Here is a 20,362-nt window from a genome sequence, read left to right as displayed (position 1 = left end):
CTCGACGCCCGCCCCTCGCGAGGGGCCGTGACCTACCTCTTCTTGCGCTCGGCTCGCAGCTTCGAGATCTCGTAGAGCGTGACCGACGCGGCGATCCCGGCGTTGAGCGATTCGACGGCACCGGTGATCGGCACCGACACGATGGCGTCGCAGGTCTCGGCGACGATGCGCGAGAGCCCCTTGCCCTCGCTGCCGACGACGACCACGATCGGGCGGTCGGCGAGCTCGAGACCGGGCAGCATGACGTCGCCGTCACCGTCGAGGCCCACGACGAACACGCCCTGCTCTTTGAACGACTTGAGGGTCTGCGTCAGGTTCGAGGCCATGGCGACCGGGATGCGCGCCGCGGCCCCGGCCGAGGTCTTCCAGGCCGATGCCGTCAGGCCGACCGATCGACGCTGCGGGACGATGACGCCCTGTCCGCCGAACGCGGCGACCGACCGGATGATCGCGCCGAGGTTGCGCGGGTCGGTGATGCCGTCGAGCGCGACGAAGAGCGGCTTCTGCTGACGCTTGACCGCGGCCTCGAGCATGTCGACGGGGTGCGCGTACTCGTACGGCGGCACCTTGAGGGCGACGCCCTGGTGCACGGAGTCGTGGCCGGTGATGCGATCGAGCTCGGGACGCATGACCTCGAGGATCGGCAGGCCCCGACGGGTGGCGAGCTGCAGGATCTCTTTGGTGCGCTCGTCCATCTCGATGCGTGCGGCGATGTAGAGGGTCGTCGCGGGGATGCGCGTCCGGAGGGCCTCGACGACCGAGTTGCGACCGGTGACCATCTCGTGGTCGTCGGCCGACTTCGGGCGGCGTCGGGGTGCGTCCGGCCCACCGCGGCCGGCGATCGGTGACCCGGCTCGAGGGCCGGCCCCGCCACGACCACGCGCGGCCTCGAGCCGCTCGCGTGCCGCCTTGGCCTTGCCCGCGGGGTGGTAAGGGCGGTCCTCGGCCGCGGGAGTGGGCTTCTTGCCCTCGAGCGCCTGGCGCCCCTGCCCGCCGCTGCCGACCTGCTTGCCCTTGCTGCCCTGACGCACGGCACTGCTGCCGGGACGGCCCTTGCGTGCTCCGCTGGTGTTCTTCACTGTTCGAGGCTCCAATGCGACCCGCTGGGGGTGTCTTCGATGGTGATGCCGGCGCCCGTCAGGACGCCTCTGATCTCGTCGGCCCGCGAGAAGTCGCGATCGGCCCGGGCTTGCTGGCGTTCGGCCAAGAGTACGTCGACCACCGTGCCGAGCGCGCGGTGCGCGTCACCTTCGTCGCCGGCCCGCCACTCGGGCGCCGACGGGTCGATGCCGAGGACGGCCACCATGGCGGCCACGTGCTGCCAGGCGTGCGCGGCGGTGTCGAGGTCGCCGTCGTCGAGGGCGACGTTGCCGGCTCGCACGGTGTCGTGCAGCACGGCCATCGCCTGGGGGACGTTGAGGTCGTCGTCCATCGCCTCGGCGAACTCGTCGGGCACGACCCGCGCACCCACCGCGGCGAAGCGGGTGTCGGCGAGGCGTCGCTGCGCCCGCCCGAGGAACGTCTCGATGCGGTCGAGGGCGGCTTCGGCCTCGAGCAACGCGCCCTCGTGGTAATCGATGGTCGAGCGGTAGTGGGCGGCGCTGAAGAAGTACCGCACGACGACGGGGCGGGCCTGAGCCAGGAAGTCGGCGGCGAAGATCGAGTTGCCGAGGGACTTCGACATCTTCTGGCCCTCGACGGCGACGAGGCCGTTGTGCATCCAGTACGAGGCGAACCCCATGCCGGCCGCGGTCGACTGGGCCAACTCGTTCTCGTGGTGGGGGAACCGCAGGTCGAGCCCGCCGCCGTGGATGTCGAACGCCTCGCCGAGGTACCGCGCCGACATCGCCGAGCACTCGATGTGCCAGCCGGGCCGACCCTCGCCCCAGGGCGAGGCCCACGAGGCGGACTCGGGCTCGTCGGCCTTGTGACCCTTCCACAGGGCGAAGTCGCGGGGGTCGCGTTTGCCCCGTGGGTCGGCGTCGGTGGCGGGTGCCATGTCGTCGGTCGACTGGTTGGTCAGGGCACCGTAGGTCGACCAGCTCGCGGTGTCGAAGTAGACGTCGCCCGATCCGTCGGGGGCGGCGTAGGCGTGCCCCTTCTCGATCAGCGTCGTGATGATCTGTTGCATCTCGCTGACACTGGCGGTCGCCCGGGGTTCGTAGGTCGGCGGCAGGATGCCCAGGGCCTGGTAGCCGGCGGTGAACTCGAGCTCGTAGCGATAGGCGCGCGCCCACCATTCTTCGGTCGTGTCGGCCGCCAGCGCGAGGATCTTGTCGTCGATGTCGGTGACGTTGCGCACGAGCGTGACGTCGAGTCCGCGATAGGTGAACCACCGGCGCCAGAGGTCGTAGACCAGGGCCGAGCGCAGGTGCCCGATGTGGGGCGACGACTGCACGGTGGGCCCGCAGAGGTAGAGCCCGACCTGGCCGGGAACGAGCGGGACGAAGTCGACGAGCGCCTGCTGACGGGAGTCGTAGAGCCTGATGGTCACGTGATCAGCCTATTTGACGCAGCTTCCGCGGCGTGGCCCGCGGAGGACTCGTCGCGCGTGACGAGTGCCGTCGCGATCACGGCGACGCCCTCGCCCCGGCCGGTGAACCCCAGCCCGTCGGTCGTCGTGGCCGAGACGCTGACCGGAGCGCCGACCACGCGGGTCAACCCGTCCTGCATCTCGACGCGGCGGGACGACAACCGGGGACGGTTGCCGATCACCTGGACGGCGACGTTGGCGGGCGCGGCCCCCGCCGCCGCGAGCAACTCGAGGGTCGCGGTGAGGAAGACGTCGCCGGACGCCCCGGCGAAGCGGGGGTCGTCGGTGCCGAAGCTCGACCCGATGTCGCCGAGGCCCGCCGCCGAGAGCAACGCGTCGACGATCGCGTGCGCGACCGCGTCGCCGTCGCTGTGGCCCGCGAGGCCCGCCTCGCCGGGGAAGTGCAGCAGCCCGAGGTGCATCGGCTGGGTCGCGTCCACCGCGTGGACGTCGGTGCCGACCCCGGTCAGGAGGCGCGGGCCCGGTCGACCGGCGCGGTCGCGCCCCGGCCCGGTCGCCTCGCTCTCGGCGACGATCGTCTCGGCTCGACGCAAGTCCCACGGGGTGGTGATCTTGAAGGCCACGGGGTCACCTGCCACGACGCGGACGCGGTGGCCGGCGGCGGCGAACAGCGCGGCGTCGTCGGTGTGCTCGACGGAGGCCTCGGCGTAGGCGAGGTCGAGGGCCGCGCGGGGGAAGCCCTGGGGCGTCTGCATGGCGACGAGCTCGCTGCGGTCGACAGTGTCGACGACGAAGACGGCGTCGGCGTCGACGCGCTTGATCGTGTCGGTCACCGGCAGCCCGGGCACGACGCCGTCGCCGGTCGCCTCGACCTGACCGGCGACCAGGTCGAACTGGGCGGTGGGGGTGAACGGCCGGGCGCAGTCATGGACGAGCACGGTCTCGACGTCCGGGCCGAGGGCCGTCAGACCGACCGCGACGGACTGTTGACGCGTGGCGCCGCCCGCGACGACGGACGCGTAGCCCCGGGCCGGTCCGGCGATTGCGGCGACGAGGGAGCGGGACTCGTCGACGAGGGGCCCGGGCACGACGACGACGACCTGCGTCGGCACGGCCGAGGCGAAGACGGCGTCGAGCGACCGCTCGAGGATGCTGCGCCCCGCGACCTCGACGAACGCCTTGGGCCGGCCGAGCGCGAGGCGCGTGCCGCTGCCGGCCGCAACGACGACGACCGCCCGACCGGCGCCGGACGGGGTGTGGACCCCACCGTCGTCGACCGAGCGGTCGTCGGGAGTGCTAGGACGCAAGGACCTCGTCGAGGACGCTCGACGCCTTCTCTTCGTCGGTCTTCTCGGCGAGCGCGAGCTCGCTGATCAGGATCTGACGAGCCTTGGCGAGCATTCGCTTCTCACCGGCCGAGAGGCCGCGGTCCTGGTCGCGACGCCAGAGGTCGCGGACGACCTCGGACACCTTGATGACGTCACCGCTGGCGAGCTTCTCGAGGTTCGCCTTGTAGCGGCGCGACCAGTTGGTCGGCTCTTCGGTGAAGGGAGCGCGGAGCACGTCGAAGACGCGGTCCAGCCCCTCTTTGCCGATGACGTCTCGCACGCCGACCAGGTCGACGTTGTCTGCGGGTACTTCGATGGTCAGATCACCCTGGGTGACGCGAAGCTTGAGGTACAGCTTCTCTTCGCCCTTGATGATCCGCTTCTTGACTTCTGAGATTGTCGCTGCCCCGTGATGCGGGTATACAACGGTCTCGCCGACCTCGAACTGCATGAATCAGGCTCCATTCTGCGACACCCAGGATACCATAAGCCGACGTTGGTAAGGCTGCCCTAAGGAACCGACCCCTGCGGGCGCGGATAAGCTGGCCGACGTACGTTTGTCGTGACGCTGATCCTGGAGGACACCTGTGCGAGCCCCAACCTTGAAGTCGCGTGGACTGACGACGCGACTCGTCTCGGCCGCAGCCGTCGGTGCCGCGGTCGTCCTGACCGCCGCCGGGTGCAACTTCATCAGCCCCCAGGCCACGACCAAGCAGTACGACGCGAGCGACGGCACGAGCGTGAACGTGGGCGACATCCAGGTCCGCAACGCCATCGCCCTGACCGCCACCGAGGGCGACGGCGGCACCGCCAGCCTCAGCATGGTCGTGCTCAACACGAGCGACGAGGCCGCCGAGGTCTCGTTCGAGTACCCCACCACCTCGGGCAAGAAGACCCAGACCGTCGAGGTCGACGGCTCGTCGCAGATCTCGCTGGGCACCGAGCCCGGGCAGGACCAGTTCATCATGGAGTCGCTCGACTCCGACCCGGGCTCCCTCGTGACGATCTTCGTCCAGTACGGCACCGAGACCGGCAAGTCCTTCGTCGTCCCCGTGCTCACCGGCGCTCTGGCCGAGTACGCCACCCTGCTGCCCTCCCCCACCGCGCCGTCCGAGGCCACGCCCTCGTCGACGCCGCTGCCCGAGGCGACCCAGCAGGCGCCGTCCTCGTCGCCGACGCCGTAGCGCGCCTCCTCCGTCAGCCGAGAGGCCCGGCCCGCCGTGTGCGGTGCCGGGCCTCTCGCGTGTGACGCGCGCCGCGCCTCCTCGGCTCTCGACACGGTCGGGCAGGGCCGGGCCCGCCCGCGGTCAGGCCTCGATGCGGTAGCCCAGGCCACGCACCGTGACGAGCGCCTTCGGCTCGGACGGGACGGCCTCGATCTTCGAGCGGATGCGCTTGATGTGGACGTCGAGGGTCTTGGTGTCGCCGAAGTAGTCCGAGCCCCAGACCCGGTCGATCAGCTGGCCTCGCGTGAGCACCCGGCCGGCGTTGCGCATCAGCAGCTCGAGCAGCTCGAACTCTTTCAGGGGCATGGCGATGTCGGCGCCGCGGACCGAGACGACGTGACGCTCGACGTCCATGCGGATGTCGCCGGCCTCGAGCATCGAGTCGGACAGGTCGTCGGGGTCGACCCGGCGGCGCAGCACGGCACGGATGCGGGCGAGCAGCTCGCGGGTCGAGTAGGGCTTGGTGACGTAGTCGTCGGCACCCAGCTCGAGACCGACCACGATGTCGACCTCGCTGTCCTTCGCGGTGAGCATGACGATGGGCACCTGAGACCTGGTCCGGATCACCCGGCAGACCTCGGTGCCCGGGATGCCCGGCAGCATGAGGTCGAGCAGCACGAGGTCGGCGCCGGTCTTGTCGAAGGCGGCGACGGCGCCGGGGCCGTCCTCGGCCACCGTCACCTGGTAGCCCTCGCGCTGCAGGATGAAGGCGAGCGGTTCACTGAGGGACTCTTCGTCCTCGACGATCAAGATGTGGGTCATCGGGTCTCCTTGGTCATCGTGTCTCTTTGGTCATCGTGTCTCCTGGTGCTCCGGCGCCGAGGCGGCCGTGGTCGGGATGGATCGGGTGACGGGTTCGACGTCCGCCGCCGGCAGACGCAGGGTGAAGGTCGAGCCCTTGCCGACCTGGGACCAGACACGCACGTCGCCACCGTGGTTCTGCACCACGTGCTTGACGATCGCGAGCCCGAGGCCGGTGCCCCCGGTGCGACGCGACCGCGCGGGGTCGACGCGGTAGAACCGCTCGAAGACGCGGTCGAGCTCGTCGTCGGGGATGCCGTAGCCCTGGTCGGTCACGGCGATCTCGACGATGCCGGCCTGGTCGACCGTGGCGCCGATGCCCACGCGCGACCCGTCGGGCGAGTAGTTGATCGCGTTCGCGACGAGGTTGTCGACGGCCGTGACCAGCATGGTCTGGTCGCCGATCACGTGCGCGTGCTTACCACCCCGGACGACGAGGTCGATGCCCCTCGCCTCGGCTCCCACGCGGTTGCGGTCGACGGCCGTGTCGACCACGTCGCGGACGTCGACCGAGTCGCTGGTCTCGAGCGCGTCGGTCGCCTGCAGACGCGACAGCTCGATGATGTCCTGGGTGAGGCGACCGAGCCGGCCGGCCTCGCGGGTCAGGCGGGCGGCGAAGTGCCGCACCTGCTCGGGATCGTCCGACGCGGACTCGATCGCCTCGGCGAGCAGGCCGACGGCACCGATCGGCGTCTTGAGCTCGTGGCTGATGTTGGCGACGAAGTCACGACGCATGTCGTCGAGCCGGCGCCCCTCGGTGCGGTCCTCGGCCAGCAGCAGCACGAATCGTCCGCCGAGCGCCGCGGCCCGGACGTGCACCGCGATGGTGGCCTCGCTACCGGGCAGTCGCGGCAACGTGAGCTCCTCGACGACGGGGTCGCCGTGCCGGCGCACGTCGCCGACGATCGCCTCGAGCTCGGGGTGCACGAGGTGCTGCTGGGCCGAGACCAGGCCGAGCTGGCGGGCGGCGGCCGAGGCCTTCAGCACGTTGCCCGACGGGTCGACCACGAGGCCGGCGGACTCGAGCGCGTCGAGCACGGCGTCGATGCCGTCGGGCAGGGCGATGTCGACGAGCGCCGCTGCACGCACGGCTCGTCGGTGGGCCGAGACGACGACCACCACGATCGCGGCGCCGACGACGACCCCGAAGGCCAGCGACAACGGCACCAGCCAGGCGGATTCCATGCTGTTCAGAGTAGTGACACCCCAGCAGGTCGATGAACGGGAGGCCGTCGCATCCGCTGTACTTTGGTCAGAGTTCAGGCGGCGATCACCGGTCGTTAACCTTCACCGGAGAGCATCGTCAGGACTGTGCGGGCGACTCTGCCCCCACGTCACGAGCCGAACGTGCGCCCCGCACGTCGCTCACAGCCACCGTGCTCCCAGGGCCACCGAGCCCCCACGACGAGAGGGTCGAACACGACATGCGCGAGGTATTCCAGCAGGAACTCCTGGAGGTGCAGGAGCGTCTCGTCGAGATCGCCGGCCTCGTCGCCGTCTCGATCGCGAACGCGACCACGGCCTTCAACGAGTCGAACGTCTCGTTGGCCGAACAGGTCATCGCCGACGACGACAAGATCGACGAGCGCGCCATCGCCCTCGACGAGCTGGCCATCGACATCCTGGCCCGCCAGAACCCGGTCGCCCGCGACCTGCGCATCGTGGTCAGCGCGCTGCGCATCAGCGCGTCGCTCGAGCGCATGGGCGACATGGCTGAGCACATCGCCCAGCTCGCCCGCTACCGGTTCCCCGAGAAGGTCGTGCCGAAGTCGCTGCGCCCCACCTTCAAAGAGCTCGGCGAACTCGACGTCGCCATCGCCAAGAAGCTGACCGAGCTGCTGACCACCGAGGACGTCCGCCTCGCCGAAGAGATCCGCAACGACGACGACCGCATCGACGAGCTGCACCTCAGCGTCTTCGACAAGGTGCTCGGCGAGACCTGGAAGGGCGCGGCCGTCGACACGGTCGACTCGACCCTCGCGTCGCGATACCACGAACGCTTCGCCGACCACGCGGTCTCGATCGCGAAGAAGGTCCAGTACCTCGCCACCGGCGACTGGGTCGCACCCGAGGTCTGATCGCCCGACGACCTCGAGGAGGCGCGGTGTCCGTTCGACGGGCACCGCGCCTCCTGCGTTCGGTCAGGACCGTCGCCGTCCGAGATGATGGGGGCATGGCTTCAGTCGCGATCCTCGTCAACGGTCTGCCCGGATCGGGCAAGACCACCCTCTCGGCCACGCTCGCGGGCGTGCTCGGGTGCCCGCTGCTCGCGAAGGACCCGATCACGGAGGCGCTGGTCGACCTGGCCGGGCCGATGATCGCCCCCGAGGCCCTCGGCGACATCGCGATGGACACCGTCTGGGCGATGGCGGGCGAGGTCGAGGCCGGCGTGGTCGTCGACGCGTCCTGGCACCACGGGCGCGACCTCGAGTCGGCGCGGGCCGGTGTCGAGCGTGCCGGATCGCCTCGCACCGTCGAGGTGTGGTGCGACGTCGACCCCGAGGTCGCCCTGCAGCGCGTGGTCGACCGGCTCGCGGCCGGCGGCCGCCACCCGGCGCACGGCACCGTCGAGACGGCCCGGGCCGCGTGGCCGACCTGGGTCGCCGGTGCCGAACCTCTGGGGCCGTGGCCCGTCATCCGCGTCGACACGAGCGCGCCCGTCGACATGGACGACCTGGTGATGCAGATCAGCGCGCAGTTCGTCTGACCGCAGCCCTCGAACCGTGTCGCACCGAAGGAGGCGCTACTTCTTGCCCTGGTTGGCGACGGCCGCGGCACCGGCGGCGGCGGCCTCGGGGTCGAGGTAACGCGCGGGGCCGGTCGGCACGAAGTCGTCGTCGAGCTCGTAGACGAGCGGGATGCCCGTCGGGATGTTCAGCTCGGCGATCTCGTCGTCGCTGATGCCGTCGAGGTGCTTGACCAGGGCGCGCAGAGAGTTGCCGTGCGCGACGACGAGGGTGACGTCACCGGCTGCCAGGCTCTCGGTGATGTCGCTGTGCCAGTACGGCAGCATGCGGTCGATGACCAGGGCGAGCGACTCGGTGCGCGGGGCGTCGATGCCGAGCTCGGCGTACCGCTTGTCGTGCGCCTGCGAGAACTCGCTGTCGTCGTCGAGCGGGGGCGGCGGCACGTCGAACGAGCGACGCCAGGTCTGGAACTGCTCGGGGCCGTACTGCTCGAGCGTCTGCGCCTTGTCTTTGCCCTGCAGGGCGCCGTAGTGACGTTCGTTGAGGCGCCACGAGCGCTTGACGTCGATCCAGAGGCGGTCGGCTTCTTCGAGGGCGATGTCGGCGGTCTGGATCGCCCGGGTCAGGCGCGACGTGTAGAGGATGTCGGGCAGCAGGTCGGCCTCGCGCAGCAGCTCGCCGGCACGCTTGGCCTCTCGGCGCCCCTGCTCGGTGAGCCGCACGTCGACCCATCCGGTGAAGAGGTTCTTCGCGTTCCATTCGCTGTTGCCGTGACGCAGGAGGATGAGGGTCGAAGTCATGCGGCCAGCGTATCGCGACGGCCCGATGGCAGACTTGGCGCATGCCCATCGGTTCCGTCACGCGCGGCACGACCGGCACCAACCGTCTGCGCCGCGTCGACCGCTGGATCGCCGCGCACCCGTCGTTCCGACGGGCCGACGACCCGCTCGTCGTCGACCTGGGGTACGGAGCGAGCGCGACGACTCCCCTCGAACTGCACCAGCGCCTCCTGAAGGTGCGCGACGACGTCGAGGTCGTGGGCATCGAGATCGAGCCCGAGCGCGTCCGGCTGGCGAGCCTGTCGGCGCGTCCCGGCGTGAGCTTCCGGCGGGGCGGTTTCGAGGTGCCGCTCGACGGCGACCGCCGACCGGCGGTGATCCGGGCGTTCAACGTGCTGCGACAGTACGACGAGTCGCAGGTCGCCGGCGCCTGGGCGCTCATGACGGCACGTCTGCAGCCCGGTGGCGTGCTCGTCGAGGGCACCTGCAACGAGGTGGGACGCGTCGCGAGCTGGGTCGACGTGACGCCCGCGGGGCCCGAGACGTTCACGATCTCGCTCCGGCTCGCCGCGCTCGAGCTGCCCTCGATCGTGGCCGAACGGTTGCCCAAGGCCCTCATCCACCGCAACGTTCCCGGCGAGCTCGTGCACGACCTGCTCGTCGACCTCGACCGGCAGTGGGCGGTGGCGGCACCGCTCTCGGTCTACGGCCCGGTCCAGCGATGGCTCGCGACGGTACAGGGGCTGCGCGACGCGGGATGGCCGGTGCGGGGCGGGCGGTCACGCTGGCGGCTCGGCGAGCTCTCGCTGCCCTGGGCCGCCGTCGCCCCGCGCGACTGACCCGGGCCGGGCGGGAGCCGGCCGGGCGGGAGCGGAGCGCCTCAGACGCGGGCGAGACGGGCGCGGGCGTCGTCGTGGTCCAGGCCGGTGGCCATCAGCAGGTCGACCAGCATCGGGCGCATCATCAGCACGACCATCGCCTCGGTCACGGGCGCACCGGGTAGCACGACCGTCGGGTCGAGCCGGCGTGCGACGGCCGACAGCGCCTCGCGGGCGACCGGCCTCTGCTCGACGTCGTGCACCGATCGGCCGAGCACGGCGACGGCCCGCGCGGTCGAGTCGAGCAGGTCGGCGAGCGCCGACCGGTCGACACCGTCCCCGAGCTGCGTGTCGAGCCGCCTCGCGACGACCCGCAGGTTGCGCACGGCGAGGTCGACGTACCGCCGCACCGTCGCCTGCTGCACCAGATCGGGCAGGCGCGACCGCAGGAACGGCGAGAGTCGCGCGATCGACTGGGCCGACTCGAGGGTGGACGACCAGTCGTCGAGCACCGGTTGGGTCGACCGCAGTCGCTCAAGCGCGTCGTCGGCCCGCGGAGCGTCGTCGGTTCTGAGGGCGCCGACGAGCGCCCCGAAGGCCCGGTCGACCTCGTCGAACAGGCGCCGGGCGTCGTACCGGGCCAACCCGACCGGGTCTCGGGGGACGACCGCGGTGACGAGCAACGCCACGGCTCCCCCGACGGCGCCGTCGATGCTGCGGACGAACGCCCCACCGTCCGGGTCCGGCAGCAGCATGACGAGCATCGACTGGGTCGCGGCCGCGGCGGCGAACGCGCTGCTCGGCGAGAAGAACCGGGCGACCAGCAGCGTGACGAAGAGCACGAGGGCGATCTGCCACAGCCCCTTGCCGACCACCATCAACAACACCTCGCTGAGCGCGATGCCGATCAACACGCCGACCGCGTTCTCGAGCACGCGTCGCGGGCGGGCGTCGCGCGCCAGGCCCAGCGACGAGATCGTGATGGTCACGGCCAACAGAGGGATCGCGTGGCCGAGGCCGTAGTGCGTGATCGCGTACGCCCCCGCCACGGCCAGCACGATCTGCACGACGGCCGGGCCGGACGCGATCGTGCGCGCCGTCGCGCCCCGCAGGTCGAACGACGAGGAGGCGCGGCGCCAGCCCCGCCGCAGACCGCCGCCGCGCGTCGGCCCGGTCACGACCGGGCCCGGGTGCTCTGCCTCACCGGGCCGTCAGCGGCGGACGGCGCCGAGGCGCGGCAGCCGGGGAACGCCCGCGGCCGCACCGGCCGAGGCGGGCACGACGATCTCTTGGGCGGCGGCGATCGTCAGGTCGCCGACGAGGACCGCGAGCGGGGCGGCCTCGTCGGTGCCCCGCTTGACCACCGCGAGGGCGACCGGACCGAGCTCGTGGTGCAGGGCGACGCTCGTGACGTGACCGACGGACTTGGGCGAGGCGGCCCCGGGGACGGGCGCCGCGCCTCCTGCGGGGTCGGTGTCGGTCTCGGTGTCGGTCTCGGCGGCGGGGCTGCCCGTGACCGGGGCCAGCACGACCTCGGCACCACGCTCGGGCAGCACGCCGTCGCTGCCGTCGAGGTGCAGCATGACCAGCCGGCGAGGGGGGTGACCGATGTTGTGGACCTTGGCGACCGTCTCTTGCCCGCGATAGCAGCCCTTGGTGAGGTGCACCGCGCTGCGCATCCAGTCGAGCTCGTGCGGGATCGTCCGTTCGTCGACCTCGGTCGAGAGGCGAGGGCGCCAGGCCTCGATGCGCAGGGCCTCGAGGGCGAGGGTGCCCGCCACGGCGAGCCGGTCGGCCGGGAAGGACGCGAGCGCGTCGAGGTCGGAGCGCCGGACGAGGCTCTCGCGGTAGGTCCAGTCGTGGCCCGGGTGACGATCGGAGTCGGCGTAGCTGTGGCCGCCGGCGGTCACCTCGTGCCAGGGGTCGACCCAGACCAGCACGGTGTCGTTCGACGTCATGACCGGGACGAGCGGTTCGGTGCCGTCGCCCCCGCCGAGCAGGTCGTGCATCGAGCCGATCGTCGCGACGTCGCCCGTGCGATCGGCGACCTCGACGCGCAGCATGAAGCGCATCCGGTCGAGCCAGGTGCCGAGCGGGCCGACCTCGTGGCGGTCGACGAGCAACCAGGCGGTCTCGCCGTCGTCGAGGACGCGGGCGGCGTGCTCGAGTCGGCCGTTGGCGTCGAGCAGCAAGGTCTCGGTCGAGACACCCGGCGCGAGCCCGACGAGCGCCTGGCTCGTCAGGGAGTTCAGCCAGCTGAGCCGGTCCGGTCCCGTGACGGTCAGCACCCCGCGGTCGGAGAGGTCGACGATCGCCCCGCCGCGGGCGAGGAGGCGCTGCTCGCCGAGCGGGTTGCCGTAGTGCGCCGCCACGCCCGAGCCGTCGTCGACGAAGCCGTCACGCGACGAGAAGGGCGAGACCCCGACGGCCTCGGAAGTGGGCCCGTCGCCGTCAGTCAACGCGCGCCAGCTGCCCCGACGCGTGCGAACGCAGCTCTTGGCCGAGCGCGGCGATGTCCCACGCCCAGAACAGCTTGCCCTCGACGAGGCCGTACATGCGGGTGGCCGCCGAATATTCTTTGGCGTTGCTCGACCGGACGACGGCATCGGTGGCGAGGTCGATGCGCGGCCCCTTGACCCGACCGAGGTAGAGCTCGTTCACACCGGTCGGGTGGGCGATCTGCACCTCGAGGCCGAAGCCGTCGTCGGGTGTGCGAAGGATCTCGACCGCACGGGCCGAGGTGAAGGGCTGGACGCCGACGCCCGGCAGCATGCCCGGGCCACGGTCGCCCGGCTCGGCCGGTCGCTCGAGTCGCCAATAGCCGGTCTCGCTCGTCAGCGGCGTGTGCTCGTCGTCGAGCAGCCAGGTGAACGAGCTGTAGTTCAAGAAGGGCAGACCGTCGTGGCTGAAGCTGATGCGCTGCCCGAACTCGTGGGTGCGCCGTTCGACGCCGGGCTCGAGGTCGGGATCGCCCTCGCCGATCTTGTAGTCGACGACGCCGGTGCCCTGCCAGACGCCGATCAGCCACGAGAGGGGGACGAGCTCGGACGGCAGGTCGGTGGGGATGTCGATCATGGAGCGGTCAGCGCTGACCCTTGAACAACTTGAGCAGGACGACGACCGAGACGAAGCCGATGGCGAGGGTGGCGAGGCCGAGGAGCCCGATGTAGAACACCTCGAGTGCGAGCAGGGAATCCATGACGTCGAGCCTACCCGGCGACCACCGACGTGCCCAGCACCTCTGGGCGTCCGTTCAGACGAGCGCGAGGACGCCGGTCACGACGGCGAGGATGACCAGGCTTCCGCACGTGCTGAGCATGGTGCGCGAGACGAGGCCGTCCTTCTGGCTGGTCGCCAGCTGCAACACGAAGGTCAGGACGATCGCACCGCCGAGCGCGAGGACGACGTGGTCCCAGTACTCGGAGGCGGGCGAGCGCAGGCCGATCAGCACGGCGACGACCAGCGTGGCCACCCAGACCGGGACGACCGTGATCGGCTTGAGTCGTGCCGTCGTCGCGTCGACGTCTCGTTCGCCTGTCTGCACCGTTCGTCCCTCGTTCGTGTCCGCCGTTCTACCGACCTGCCCTAGCATCGGATGGTCGGAGTGGCGGGGTCTCATGTTTTAGACTGCTCGACAGTACATTCACTGGAGGTCGTGTGGCGCAGCTCTTGGTACTGACCTCCGCGGGTGGCCCCGACGTCCTGCCGTCGCTCGCCCTGCTCAGCCACCGTACCCGGCAGATCCCGGCCGAACCCGCGCAGCTGGTGAACGCTCCCTCGAGCGACCTGATCTTCGTCGACGCCCGCGCCGACCTCGCCAGCGCCAAGTCGCTCTGCAAGATCTTGCGCACCACCGGCGTCACGGTGCCCCTCGTCCTGGTCCTCACCGAGGGCGGGCTGACGGCCGTCAACAGCGAGTGGGGCGTCGACGACGTCATCCTCGAGACGGCCGGTCCCGCCGAGATCGACGCTCGCATCCGACTGGTGACCGGGCGTCTCGCCCAGTCGCAGAACGGCTCGAAGATCCACGCGTCCGGTGTCGTCATCGACGAGGCCAGCTACTCGGCCAAGGTGCACGGCCGCCCCCTCGACCTCACCTTCAAAGAATTCGAGTTGCTGCGCTTCTTCGCCACGCACCCGTCCCGGGTCTTCACGCGCGAGCAACTGCTCAGCGAGGTCTGGGGCTACGACTACTTCGGCGGGACGCGCACGGTCGACGTGCACGTCCGCCGCCTCCGGGCCAAGCTCGGCGACCTCGAGTCGTTGATCGGAACGGTGCGCAACGTCGGTTACCGGTTCAACGTGTACGACGACGACGCCCAGGCCGTGGTCTCGTGAGCACGGTCTCGCGGTGACCGACTCGACCCGCGCCTCCTTCGTGCCGGCACTCGCCCGCGCGGCGACGGAGGCCGACGGCAGCCCGCCCTTCTCCGACCAGTCCCTGGTCGACGTCCGGTCGGGCGTCGCGACCGTCGTCGGCGACCCGCACGCCGCGGCGGTGCTGCGCGACGGCGAGGCCGAGCTGGTCGTGCACCCCGACGACCGCCGCCAGGGTCGCGGCGCCGAACTGCTGCAGCGCCTCGTCGACGAGACCCTGGGGCCGCTGCTGCTCTGGGCCCACGGCGACCACCCCGGCTCGCGGGTGCTCGCCGCGCGCTTCGGCCTGGCCGAGACGCGCCGTCTCCTGCAACAGCGCGCCCCCGTCGCCGCCGAGCCCCGTGAGCCCCGTCTCCGTGACGGCGACCGGGTCGCCTCGTTCCGACCGGGCGTCGACGACCGGGCCTGGCTCGACCTCAACTCGTCGGCGTTCGCCGACCACCCCGAGCAGGGCTCCCTCGTCCAGGCCGATCTCGACGCCCGACGAGCCGAGCCGTGGTTCGACGCCGACGACTTCGTCCTGCTCTGGCGAGGCGACGAGCTGCTCGCGTTCTGCTGGTTGAAGCTCGACGAGGGCCAGCCCGGCGAGTTCTACGCGGTCGGCGTCTCGCCCGACCACCAGGGCGAAGGCCTCGGAGGCGCGGTGGTCGACGCCGGGTTCGCACGCCTCGCCGAGCGCGGGGCCGGCACCGCCGCCCTCTACGTCGAAGGCGACAACACGGCCGCCCTGAGGCTCTACGCCGCCCGCGGTTTCACGGACCACGCGATCGACGTGCAGTACACCCTCACGCGCTGAGCCGAGGGGTACAACCGGGGTACAGAATCGGCTCGTCGGGGCCTACTCCTGGGGTCCCTGCCGACTTGCCATCGCGCTCACAGCGCCGGGGAGTGGATTGAGGCACCGCGTACGGCACGCACCCCATCGTCAGGAGAACACCATGAACCCCGTCAAGTTCCTTTCCGATCTCGGCCTCCAGAGCAAGCACGCCTACTGGGGCGGTTTCGCCTCGATCGTCATCGCCCTCGTGGCCTGGATCGCCTCACAGGGCAAGGACTCGTCCGACAAGGCCCAGTCCGACCGCTGGGGCATCTTCATCGGCCACTGGGCCCCGACGTTCTTCGCCCTCGGTCTCGCCCTGAAGAACGAAGAGAAGTAGGCACGACCCGCATCGTGCGACGACGCCCCCGCCGACCAGGCGGGGGCGTCGTCGCACGCAAGGGCCCTCCTCCCCCGCCCCGGGCGGATCCACACGTCATCTCGCGTTTACCCGGGACGACGCTGCGAGGTCGTCGGGGGTGGCACGATGGTGCGATGGACAGCAGCGAACCCCGCGTCGACGGTGCCGGCGTCACCCCCGACTTCCTCGACGACTTCGACGAGATCGTCAGCTTCGAAGACGGCACCCTGCCGGCCGAGCGCTACCTCGACCGAGAGCTGAGCTGGCTCGCCTTCAACCAGCGCGTGCTCGAGCTCGCCGAGGACCCCACCACCCCGCTGCTCGAACGCGCGAACTTCCTGGCGATCTTCGCCAGCAACCTCGACGAGTTCTTCATGGTGCGCGTCGCGGGTCTCAAGCGCCGGATCGCGACCGGTCTCGCCGTCCCGACCAACGTGGGGCGCGGGCCGAACGAGGTGCTGGCCGACATCAGCAAGAAGGCCCACGAGCTGCAAGAGCGACACGCGCGGGCGTTCCTCGATCTGGTCAAGCCCGACCTCGACGACGCGGGCATCCACATCGAGAACTGGTCCGACCTCGAAGAAGCCGACCGGGTCCGCATGCGCGAGATCTTCACCGAGCAGATCTTCCCGGTCCTCATGCCGCTGGCGGTCGACCCGGCCCACCCCTTCCCCTACATCTCGGGGCTGTCGCTGAACCTGTCCATCCGCGTGCGCAACCCCAAGACGATGCGGCAGGAGTTCGCGCGCCTCAAGGTGCCGCAGATGCTGCCGCGCTTCGTGCAGCTGCCCGACAACGACAGCGGCCGCGTGCGGTTCATCCCCCTCGAGGACCTCATCGCCAACCACCTGCAAGACCTCTTCCCCGGCATGGAGGTCGTCGAGCACCACGTGTTCCGCGTCACCCGGAACGAAGACGTCGAGGTCGACGAGGACGAGAGCGAGAACCTCATCCAGGCCCTCGAACGCGAACTGCTGCGTCGACGCTTCGGACCGCCGATCCGCCTCGAGATCACCGACGACATGGACCCGGTCACCCTCGAGCTGCTCGTGCGCGAACTCGACGTGACCGATCAAGAGGTCTACAAGCTGCCGGCCCCGCTCGACCTCGCCGGCCTCTTCGAGATCACCAAGATGCCGCGGGCCGACCTCAAGTACCCCAAGCACCTGCCCACCACGGCCGTGCAGCTGCAGCCGACCGAGCCCAACATGAAGCCCGACATGTTCGCCAGCATCGCCCGGCAGGACATCCTCGTGCACCACCCGTACGAGTCCTTCGCGACCAGCGTGCAGGCGTTCCTCGAACAGGCCGCGGCCGACCCCAACGTCCTGGCCATCAAACAGACCCTCTACCGCACGAGCGGCGACAGCCCCATCATCGAGGCGCTCATCGACGCCGCCGAGGCGGGCAAGCAGGTGCTCGCACTCGTCGAGGTCAAGGCACGGTTCGACGAGCAGAACAACATCACCTGGGCCCGCAAGCTCGAGAAGGCCGGCGTGCACGTCGTCTACGGCCTCGTCGGGCTCAAGACCCACTGCAAGCTCGCCCTGGTCATCCGTCAGGAGAAGGGCACGCTCAAGCACTACACGCACATCGGCACGGGCAACTACAACCCGAAGACGAGCCGCATCTACGAAGACATGGGGCTGTTCACGGCCGACGACCAGGTCGGCAAAGACCTGACGCGGCTGTTCAACGAGCTCTCGGGCTACGCCATCGAGAAGAAGTTCAAGCGTCTGCTCGTCGCCCCTCGCTACCTTCGCCGCGGCCTGCTCAAACAGATCCAGAACGAGATCGAGAACGCCCAGGCAGGCAGGCCCGCCGGCATCCGCATCAAGATCAACTCGATCGTCGACGAGCAGATCATCGACGCCCTCTACAAGGCGAGCCAGGCCGGGGTCCCCGTCGACGTCTGGGTGCGGGGCATCTGCACGATCAAGCCGGGTGAGCCGGGCCTGAGCGACAACATCCGCGTGCGGTCGATCCTCGGGCGCTACCTCGAGCACAGCCGTCTGTTCTGGTTCGCCAACGACGGCGATCCGCAGCTGTTCATCGGCAGCGCCGACATGATGCACCGCAACCTCGATCGCCGCGTCGAGGCCCTCGTGCGACTGACGCAGGCCGACCACCTCGCCGAGGTCGCCGACCTGTTCGAGCAGGCGATGTCCGACGACACCGCCTCGTGGTGGCTCGAGGCCGACGGCACCTGGACCCGTCACGCCCGCGACGCCGACGGCCGATCACTGACCGACCTGCAGAACTCCCAGATGAAGGCCATCACCCAGCGGAAGCGATCCAAGCGATGACGATCACCTCGACGACCGTCGTCGCCGCGGGTGCCGTCCTCTGGCGCATGGTCGACGGCAAGGTGCGGGTGCTGCTGATCCATCGTGACCACCACGGGGACGTCTCGTTGCCCAAGGGCAAGGTCGACCCGGGCGAGGCGACGCCGCAGACGGCCGTGCGCGAGATCCACGAAGAGACCGGGTACCGCGTCACGCTCGGCGCCCCCCTCGGCACGGCCGACTACCTGCTGCCCGGCGGCCGCGACAAGGTCGTGCACTACTGGTCCGCCGAGGTGACCGACGAGTCCTACGCCGAGGCGGGCACGTTCGCGCCCAACCACGAGGTGGCCGCCATCGAGTGGGTCGGCATCGAGAAGGCGAAGGCGATGTTGACCTACGCCCGCGACGCCGACGTGCTGCAGCGCTTCGCCGACCGCGTCACGACGGGCCGGGCACGCACCTTCCCGATCGTCGCGCTCCGTCACGCCAAGACGACCTCGCCGTCCGACTGGCACGGTTCGGACGCCACGCGCCCCCTGCTCCCCCAAGGGCGTCGACAGGCCAAGTCGATCGCTCCCGTCATCGCGGCCTGGGCACCGGCCCGCATCGTCAGCAGCACGGCGGCCCGCTGCCTGGCGACGCTCGAGCCCCTGTCCGAGCTGACCAGGGTGGGCGTCCGGCAGACCGACGCGATCAGCCAGGACGCCTTCGAGCAGGGCACGGACGACGTCGCCGGAATCGTCAAGAAGCGACTCAAGAAGAAGGTCGCCGCCGTCATCTGCAGTCACGGTCCCGTGCTGCCCGAGGTCATCCGACAGGTCTCGCTGGGCACCAAGGGCGGCGACCGCATCGACCTGCGCCGTGCCTCGTCGCTCGGTACGGCCGAGTTCACGGTGCTGCACGTCTCGGTCGACGACACGGCGCTCGTCGCGATCGAGACGCACGGCCCGGCCGCCTGACCCGCGCCTCCTCGGCTCCCCCGGCCGCGCGATCCTCGACCCGCCGCCCGCGACCGGCGGCGGGTCGACCGCTGTCGGGACGCGCTTGTCCCGGCCGATGTTCCCCCCTCGTTCACCTTCCGTTCACCGGGGCAGGCGACCGTGGTTAACCGATCGCCATAGCGTCTCGCACGGGTCGGCACCTGGCCCACAGCACCCAGCCAACACATCCCGAAAAGGACCCCCCTGTGAACTTCAAGCGCACCGGCAGCATCGTCGCGATCGCCGCGGTCGGAACCATGCTCCTCGCGTCCTGCGCCAGCAACGAAGGCGGCGCCACGCCTTCGGGCGGCGCCTCGGCCAGCGACATCTCGGGCACCATCAAGGGCGTCGGCGCCTCGTCGCAGCAGGCCGCCCAAGAGGCATGGGTCGCGGCCTTCCAGACCGCCAACCCCGACGCGAACATCGGCTACGAGCCCTCGGGCTCCGGCAGCGGCCGTGAGAGCTTCATCTCGGGTGCGGCGGACTTCGCCGGTTCCGACCGCGCGTTCAAGACCGACGAGATCTCGTCGAGCACCTTCGCCGGCTGCACGCCCGACACCGGCCTCGTCGAGCTGCCCGCCTACGTCTCGCCCATCGCGGTCGTCTTCAACCTCGACGGCGTGAAAGAACTGAACCTCACGCCCGCCACCCTCGCCGGCATCTTCAGCGGCAAGATCACGACCTGGGACGCCTCGGAGATCAAGGCGGACAACCCCGACGCGAAGCTGCCCAGCACGGGCATCACCGCCGTCCACCGTTCGGACGACTCGGGCACCACCGAGAACTTCACCGACTACCTCCACGCCACCGCCGGCGACACCTGGACGGAAGAGGCCGACGGCACCTGGCCCACCGCGTTCGGCGGCGAAGGAGCCTCGGGCACCACGGGCGTCATCGACGCCGTCACCAACGGCACCGGCACCATCGGCTACGCCGACGCCTCGCGCGCCGGCGAGCTCGGCACCGTCAAGGTCAAGGTCGGCGACGACTTCGTCGGCTACTCGGCCGAGGCCGCCGCGGCCATCGTCGACGAGTCGCCCGAAGAAGAGGGTCGTACCGACGGCGACATCGCCATCGCGCTCGACCGCACCTCGACCGCCTCGGGCGTCTACCCGATCGTCCTGGTCAGCTACCTGATCGCGTGCGAGTCCTACGAGGACGCCGCCAAGGGCGAGCTCGTGAAGGCGTACCTCTCGTACGTCACCAGCGAAGACGGCCAGAAGGTCGCGGCCGACGCCGCCGGCTCGGCCCCGATCTCGAGCACCCTCTCGGGTCAGGTCGCCGACGCCATCGCGCTGATCAAGTAACACGGCACCACCCCGGGGCCCGGGAACGCACCGCGTGCGTTCCCGGGCCATCGGCCTGACAGGCACCACGCACCGCCGCTCCACCCCGAACCCCACCCGAGC

Annotated in this window: 21 protein-coding genes; 10 read left to right on the top strand and 11 right to left on the bottom strand. The window is 70.5% G+C overall.

The genetic code is table 11. The annotated features are described in order from the left end of the window. Positions 1 to 32: 32 nt before the first annotated feature. The 4 genes from rlmB to EDF50_RS07925 are packed head-to-tail and all read right to left on the bottom strand — an operon-like array spanning position 33 to position 4,273. The gene (gene rlmB / locus EDF50_RS07940) at positions 33 to 1,079 is read right to left on the bottom strand and encodes a 23S rRNA (guanosine(2251)-2'-O)-methyltransferase RlmB (protein ID WP_123519044.1); all 1,047 of its coding nucleotides are present in this window, start codon (positions 1,077 to 1,079) and stop codon (positions 33 to 35) included. Beyond that, entirely contained in the window at positions 1,076 to 2,494 is a 1,419-nt protein-coding gene (gene cysS, locus EDF50_RS07935; RefSeq protein ID WP_123519043.1) for a cysteine--tRNA ligase, read from the bottom strand. Before cysS ends, rlmB begins: the two co-directional genes overlap by 4 nt. Then, positions 2,491 to 3,801, bottom strand: coding sequence for a 2-C-methyl-D-erythritol 4-phosphate cytidylyltransferase (gene ispD / locus EDF50_RS07930; RefSeq protein ID WP_123519042.1), 1,311 nt, complete (start codon positions 3,799 to 3,801; stop codon positions 2,491 to 2,493). The genes cysS and ispD overlap by 4 nt, the downstream gene beginning before the upstream one ends. After that, entirely contained in the window at positions 3,791 to 4,273 is a 483-nt protein-coding gene (locus EDF50_RS07925) for a CarD family transcriptional regulator (protein WP_043597211.1), read from the bottom strand. Before EDF50_RS07925 ends, ispD begins: the two co-directional genes overlap by 11 nt. A gap of 136 nt (positions 4,274 to 4,409) precedes the next feature. Here EDF50_RS07925 and EDF50_RS07920 point away from each other — a divergent pair, with 136 nt between their 5' ends. Beyond that, positions 4,410 to 5,006 (top strand): DNA modification methylase, encoded by a 597-nt coding sequence (locus tag EDF50_RS07920; protein WP_158612664.1) that lies wholly within the window; start codon positions 4,410 to 4,412, stop codon positions 5,004 to 5,006. Positions 5,007 to 5,129: 123 nt separating this feature from the next. Here the strand turns inward: EDF50_RS07920 and EDF50_RS07915 are convergent, their stop codons facing one another. Together EDF50_RS07915 and EDF50_RS07910 are read right to left on the bottom strand one after the other, a co-directional pair. Next, positions 5,130 to 5,810, bottom strand: coding sequence for a response regulator transcription factor (locus tag EDF50_RS07915; RefSeq protein ID WP_123519040.1), 681 nt, complete (start codon positions 5,808 to 5,810; stop codon positions 5,130 to 5,132). A 30-nt stretch (positions 5,811 to 5,840) separates the two neighbouring features. Next, positions 5,841 to 7,034, bottom strand: coding sequence for a cell wall metabolism sensor histidine kinase WalK (locus tag EDF50_RS07910; protein ID WP_123519039.1), 1,194 nt, complete (start codon positions 7,032 to 7,034; stop codon positions 5,841 to 5,843). A gap of 239 nt (positions 7,035 to 7,273) precedes the next feature. Between EDF50_RS07910 and phoU the strand changes: the two genes are divergently transcribed. Both phoU and EDF50_RS07900 read left to right on the top strand, forming a co-directional pair. Then, a complete protein-coding gene (gene phoU / locus EDF50_RS07905) occupies positions 7,274 to 7,927 on the top strand; it encodes a phosphate signaling complex protein PhoU (protein WP_123519038.1) in 654 nt (217 codons plus the stop codon). A gap of 95 nt (positions 7,928 to 8,022) precedes the next feature. Beyond that, positions 8,023 to 8,556 carry an AAA family ATPase gene (locus EDF50_RS07900; protein WP_123519037.1) on the top strand — a complete coding sequence of 178 codons (534 nt, stop codon included), beginning with the start codon at positions 8,023 to 8,025 and terminating at the stop codon, positions 8,554 to 8,556. Between the two features lie 36 nt (positions 8,557 to 8,592). Here EDF50_RS07900 and EDF50_RS07895 read toward each other — a convergent pair whose 3' ends face one another. Next, on the bottom strand, positions 8,593 to 9,336 hold the full coding sequence (locus EDF50_RS07895; RefSeq protein WP_123519036.1) for a phosphoglyceromutase: 744 nt from the start codon (positions 9,334 to 9,336) through the stop codon (positions 8,593 to 8,595). A 41-nt stretch (positions 9,337 to 9,377) separates the two neighbouring features. On the opposite strand from EDF50_RS07895, the gene EDF50_RS07890 reads away from it, so the two are divergent. Continuing rightward, positions 9,378 to 10,154, top strand: a complete 777-nt coding sequence (locus EDF50_RS07890; RefSeq protein ID WP_123519035.1) for a class I SAM-dependent methyltransferase — start codon at positions 9,378 to 9,380, stop codon at positions 10,152 to 10,154. A 41-nt stretch (positions 10,155 to 10,195) separates the two neighbouring features. On the opposite strand, the gene EDF50_RS07885 is transcribed toward EDF50_RS07890, so the two are convergent. The 4 genes from EDF50_RS07885 to EDF50_RS07870 all read right to left on the bottom strand — a co-directional run bounded on the left by EDF50_RS07885 (position 10,196) and on the right by EDF50_RS07870 (position 13,677). After that, positions 10,196 to 11,311 carry an aromatic acid exporter family protein gene (locus EDF50_RS07885; RefSeq protein WP_123519034.1) on the bottom strand — a complete coding sequence of 372 codons (1,116 nt, stop codon included), beginning with the start codon at positions 11,309 to 11,311 and terminating at the stop codon, positions 10,196 to 10,198. Between the two features lie 33 nt (positions 11,312 to 11,344). After that, positions 11,345 to 12,592 (bottom strand): folate-binding protein YgfZ, encoded by a 1,248-nt coding sequence (locus EDF50_RS07880; RefSeq protein ID WP_123519033.1) that lies wholly within the window; start codon positions 12,590 to 12,592, stop codon positions 11,345 to 11,347. Next, positions 12,585 to 13,208 (bottom strand): FABP family protein, encoded by a 624-nt coding sequence (locus tag EDF50_RS07875; protein WP_123519032.1) that lies wholly within the window; start codon positions 13,206 to 13,208, stop codon positions 12,585 to 12,587. Before EDF50_RS07875 ends, EDF50_RS07880 begins: the two co-directional genes overlap by 8 nt. A 178-nt stretch (positions 13,209 to 13,386) precedes the next feature. Further along, a complete protein-coding gene (locus EDF50_RS07870; protein WP_123519031.1) occupies positions 13,387 to 13,677 on the bottom strand; it encodes a hypothetical protein in 291 nt (96 codons plus the stop codon). Positions 13,678 to 13,790: 113 nt separating this feature from the next. Here EDF50_RS07870 and EDF50_RS07865 point away from each other — a divergent pair, with 113 nt between their 5' ends. The 6 genes from EDF50_RS07865 (at position 13,791) to EDF50_RS07840 (ending at position 20,260) form a co-directional block, all read left to right on the top strand. Beyond that, positions 13,791 to 14,471: a winged helix-turn-helix domain-containing protein gene (locus EDF50_RS07865; protein WP_043597237.1), complete on the top strand. Its 681-nt coding sequence runs from the start codon at positions 13,791 to 13,793 to the stop codon at positions 14,469 to 14,471. A gap of 13 nt (positions 14,472 to 14,484) precedes the next feature. Next, on the top strand, positions 14,485 to 15,306 hold the full coding sequence (gene mshD / locus EDF50_RS07860) for a mycothiol synthase (protein ID WP_123519030.1): 822 nt from the start codon (positions 14,485 to 14,487) through the stop codon (positions 15,304 to 15,306). 142 nt (positions 15,307 to 15,448) lie between these two features. Then, positions 15,449 to 15,667, top strand: coding sequence for a hypothetical protein (locus tag EDF50_RS07855; RefSeq protein ID WP_054146872.1), 219 nt, complete (start codon positions 15,449 to 15,451; stop codon positions 15,665 to 15,667). 155 nt (positions 15,668 to 15,822) lie between these two features. Beyond that, positions 15,823 to 17,994, top strand: coding sequence for an RNA degradosome polyphosphate kinase (locus EDF50_RS07850; protein ID WP_123519029.1), 2,172 nt, complete (start codon positions 15,823 to 15,825; stop codon positions 17,992 to 17,994). Further along, positions 17,991 to 18,932: an NUDIX hydrolase gene (locus EDF50_RS07845; protein WP_123519028.1), complete on the top strand. Its 942-nt coding sequence runs from the start codon at positions 17,991 to 17,993 to the stop codon at positions 18,930 to 18,932. The genes EDF50_RS07850 and EDF50_RS07845 overlap by 4 nt, the downstream gene beginning before the upstream one ends. 227 nt (positions 18,933 to 19,159) lie before the next feature. After that, positions 19,160 to 20,260: a phosphate ABC transporter substrate-binding protein PstS gene (locus EDF50_RS07840; protein WP_370453982.1), complete on the top strand. Its 1,101-nt coding sequence runs from the start codon at positions 19,160 to 19,162 to the stop codon at positions 20,258 to 20,260. Positions 20,261 to 20,362: the final 102 nt, after the last annotated feature.

Source organism: Frigoribacterium sp. PhB24, assembly GCF_003755185.1.
In the GTDB taxonomy this organism is placed as follows: Bacteria; Actinomycetota; Actinomycetes; order Actinomycetales; family Microbacteriaceae; genus Frigoribacterium.
Note: the sequence above shows the minus strand (reverse complement) of the source record. Positions and strands in the feature narration are given on the sequence as shown.

Coding starts and splice junctions, on each gene's coding strand:
- EDF50_RS07925 (WP_043597211.1), bottom strand. CDS start 4,273: ATGCAGTTCGAGGTCGGCGAGACCGTTGTATACCCGCATCACGGGGCA.
- EDF50_RS07915 (WP_123519040.1), bottom strand. CDS start 5,810: ATGACCCACATCTTGATCGTCGAGGACGAAGAGTCCCTCAGTGAACCG.
- EDF50_RS07910 (WP_123519039.1), bottom strand. CDS start 7,034: ATGGAATCCGCCTGGCTGGTGCCGTTGTCGCTGGCCTTCGGGGTCGTC.
- phoU (WP_123519038.1), top strand. CDS start 7,274: ATGCGCGAGGTATTCCAGCAGGAACTCCTGGAGGTGCAGGAGCGTCTC.
- EDF50_RS07900 (WP_123519037.1), top strand. CDS start 8,023: ATGGCTTCAGTCGCGATCCTCGTCAACGGTCTGCCCGGATCGGGCAAG.
- EDF50_RS07895 (WP_123519036.1), bottom strand. CDS start 9,336: ATGACTTCGACCCTCATCCTCCTGCGTCACGGCAACAGCGAATGGAAC.
- EDF50_RS07890 (WP_123519035.1), top strand. CDS start 9,378: ATGCCCATCGGTTCCGTCACGCGCGGCACGACCGGCACCAACCGTCTG.
- EDF50_RS07875 (WP_123519032.1), bottom strand. CDS start 13,208: ATGATCGACATCCCCACCGACCTGCCGTCCGAGCTCGTCCCCCTCTCG.
- EDF50_RS07855 (WP_054146872.1), top strand. CDS start 15,449: ATGAACCCCGTCAAGTTCCTTTCCGATCTCGGCCTCCAGAGCAAGCAC.
- EDF50_RS07850 (WP_123519029.1), top strand. CDS start 15,823: ATGGACAGCAGCGAACCCCGCGTCGACGGTGCCGGCGTCACCCCCGAC.
- EDF50_RS07845 (WP_123519028.1), top strand. CDS start 17,991: ATGACGATCACCTCGACGACCGTCGTCGCCGCGGGTGCCGTCCTCTGG.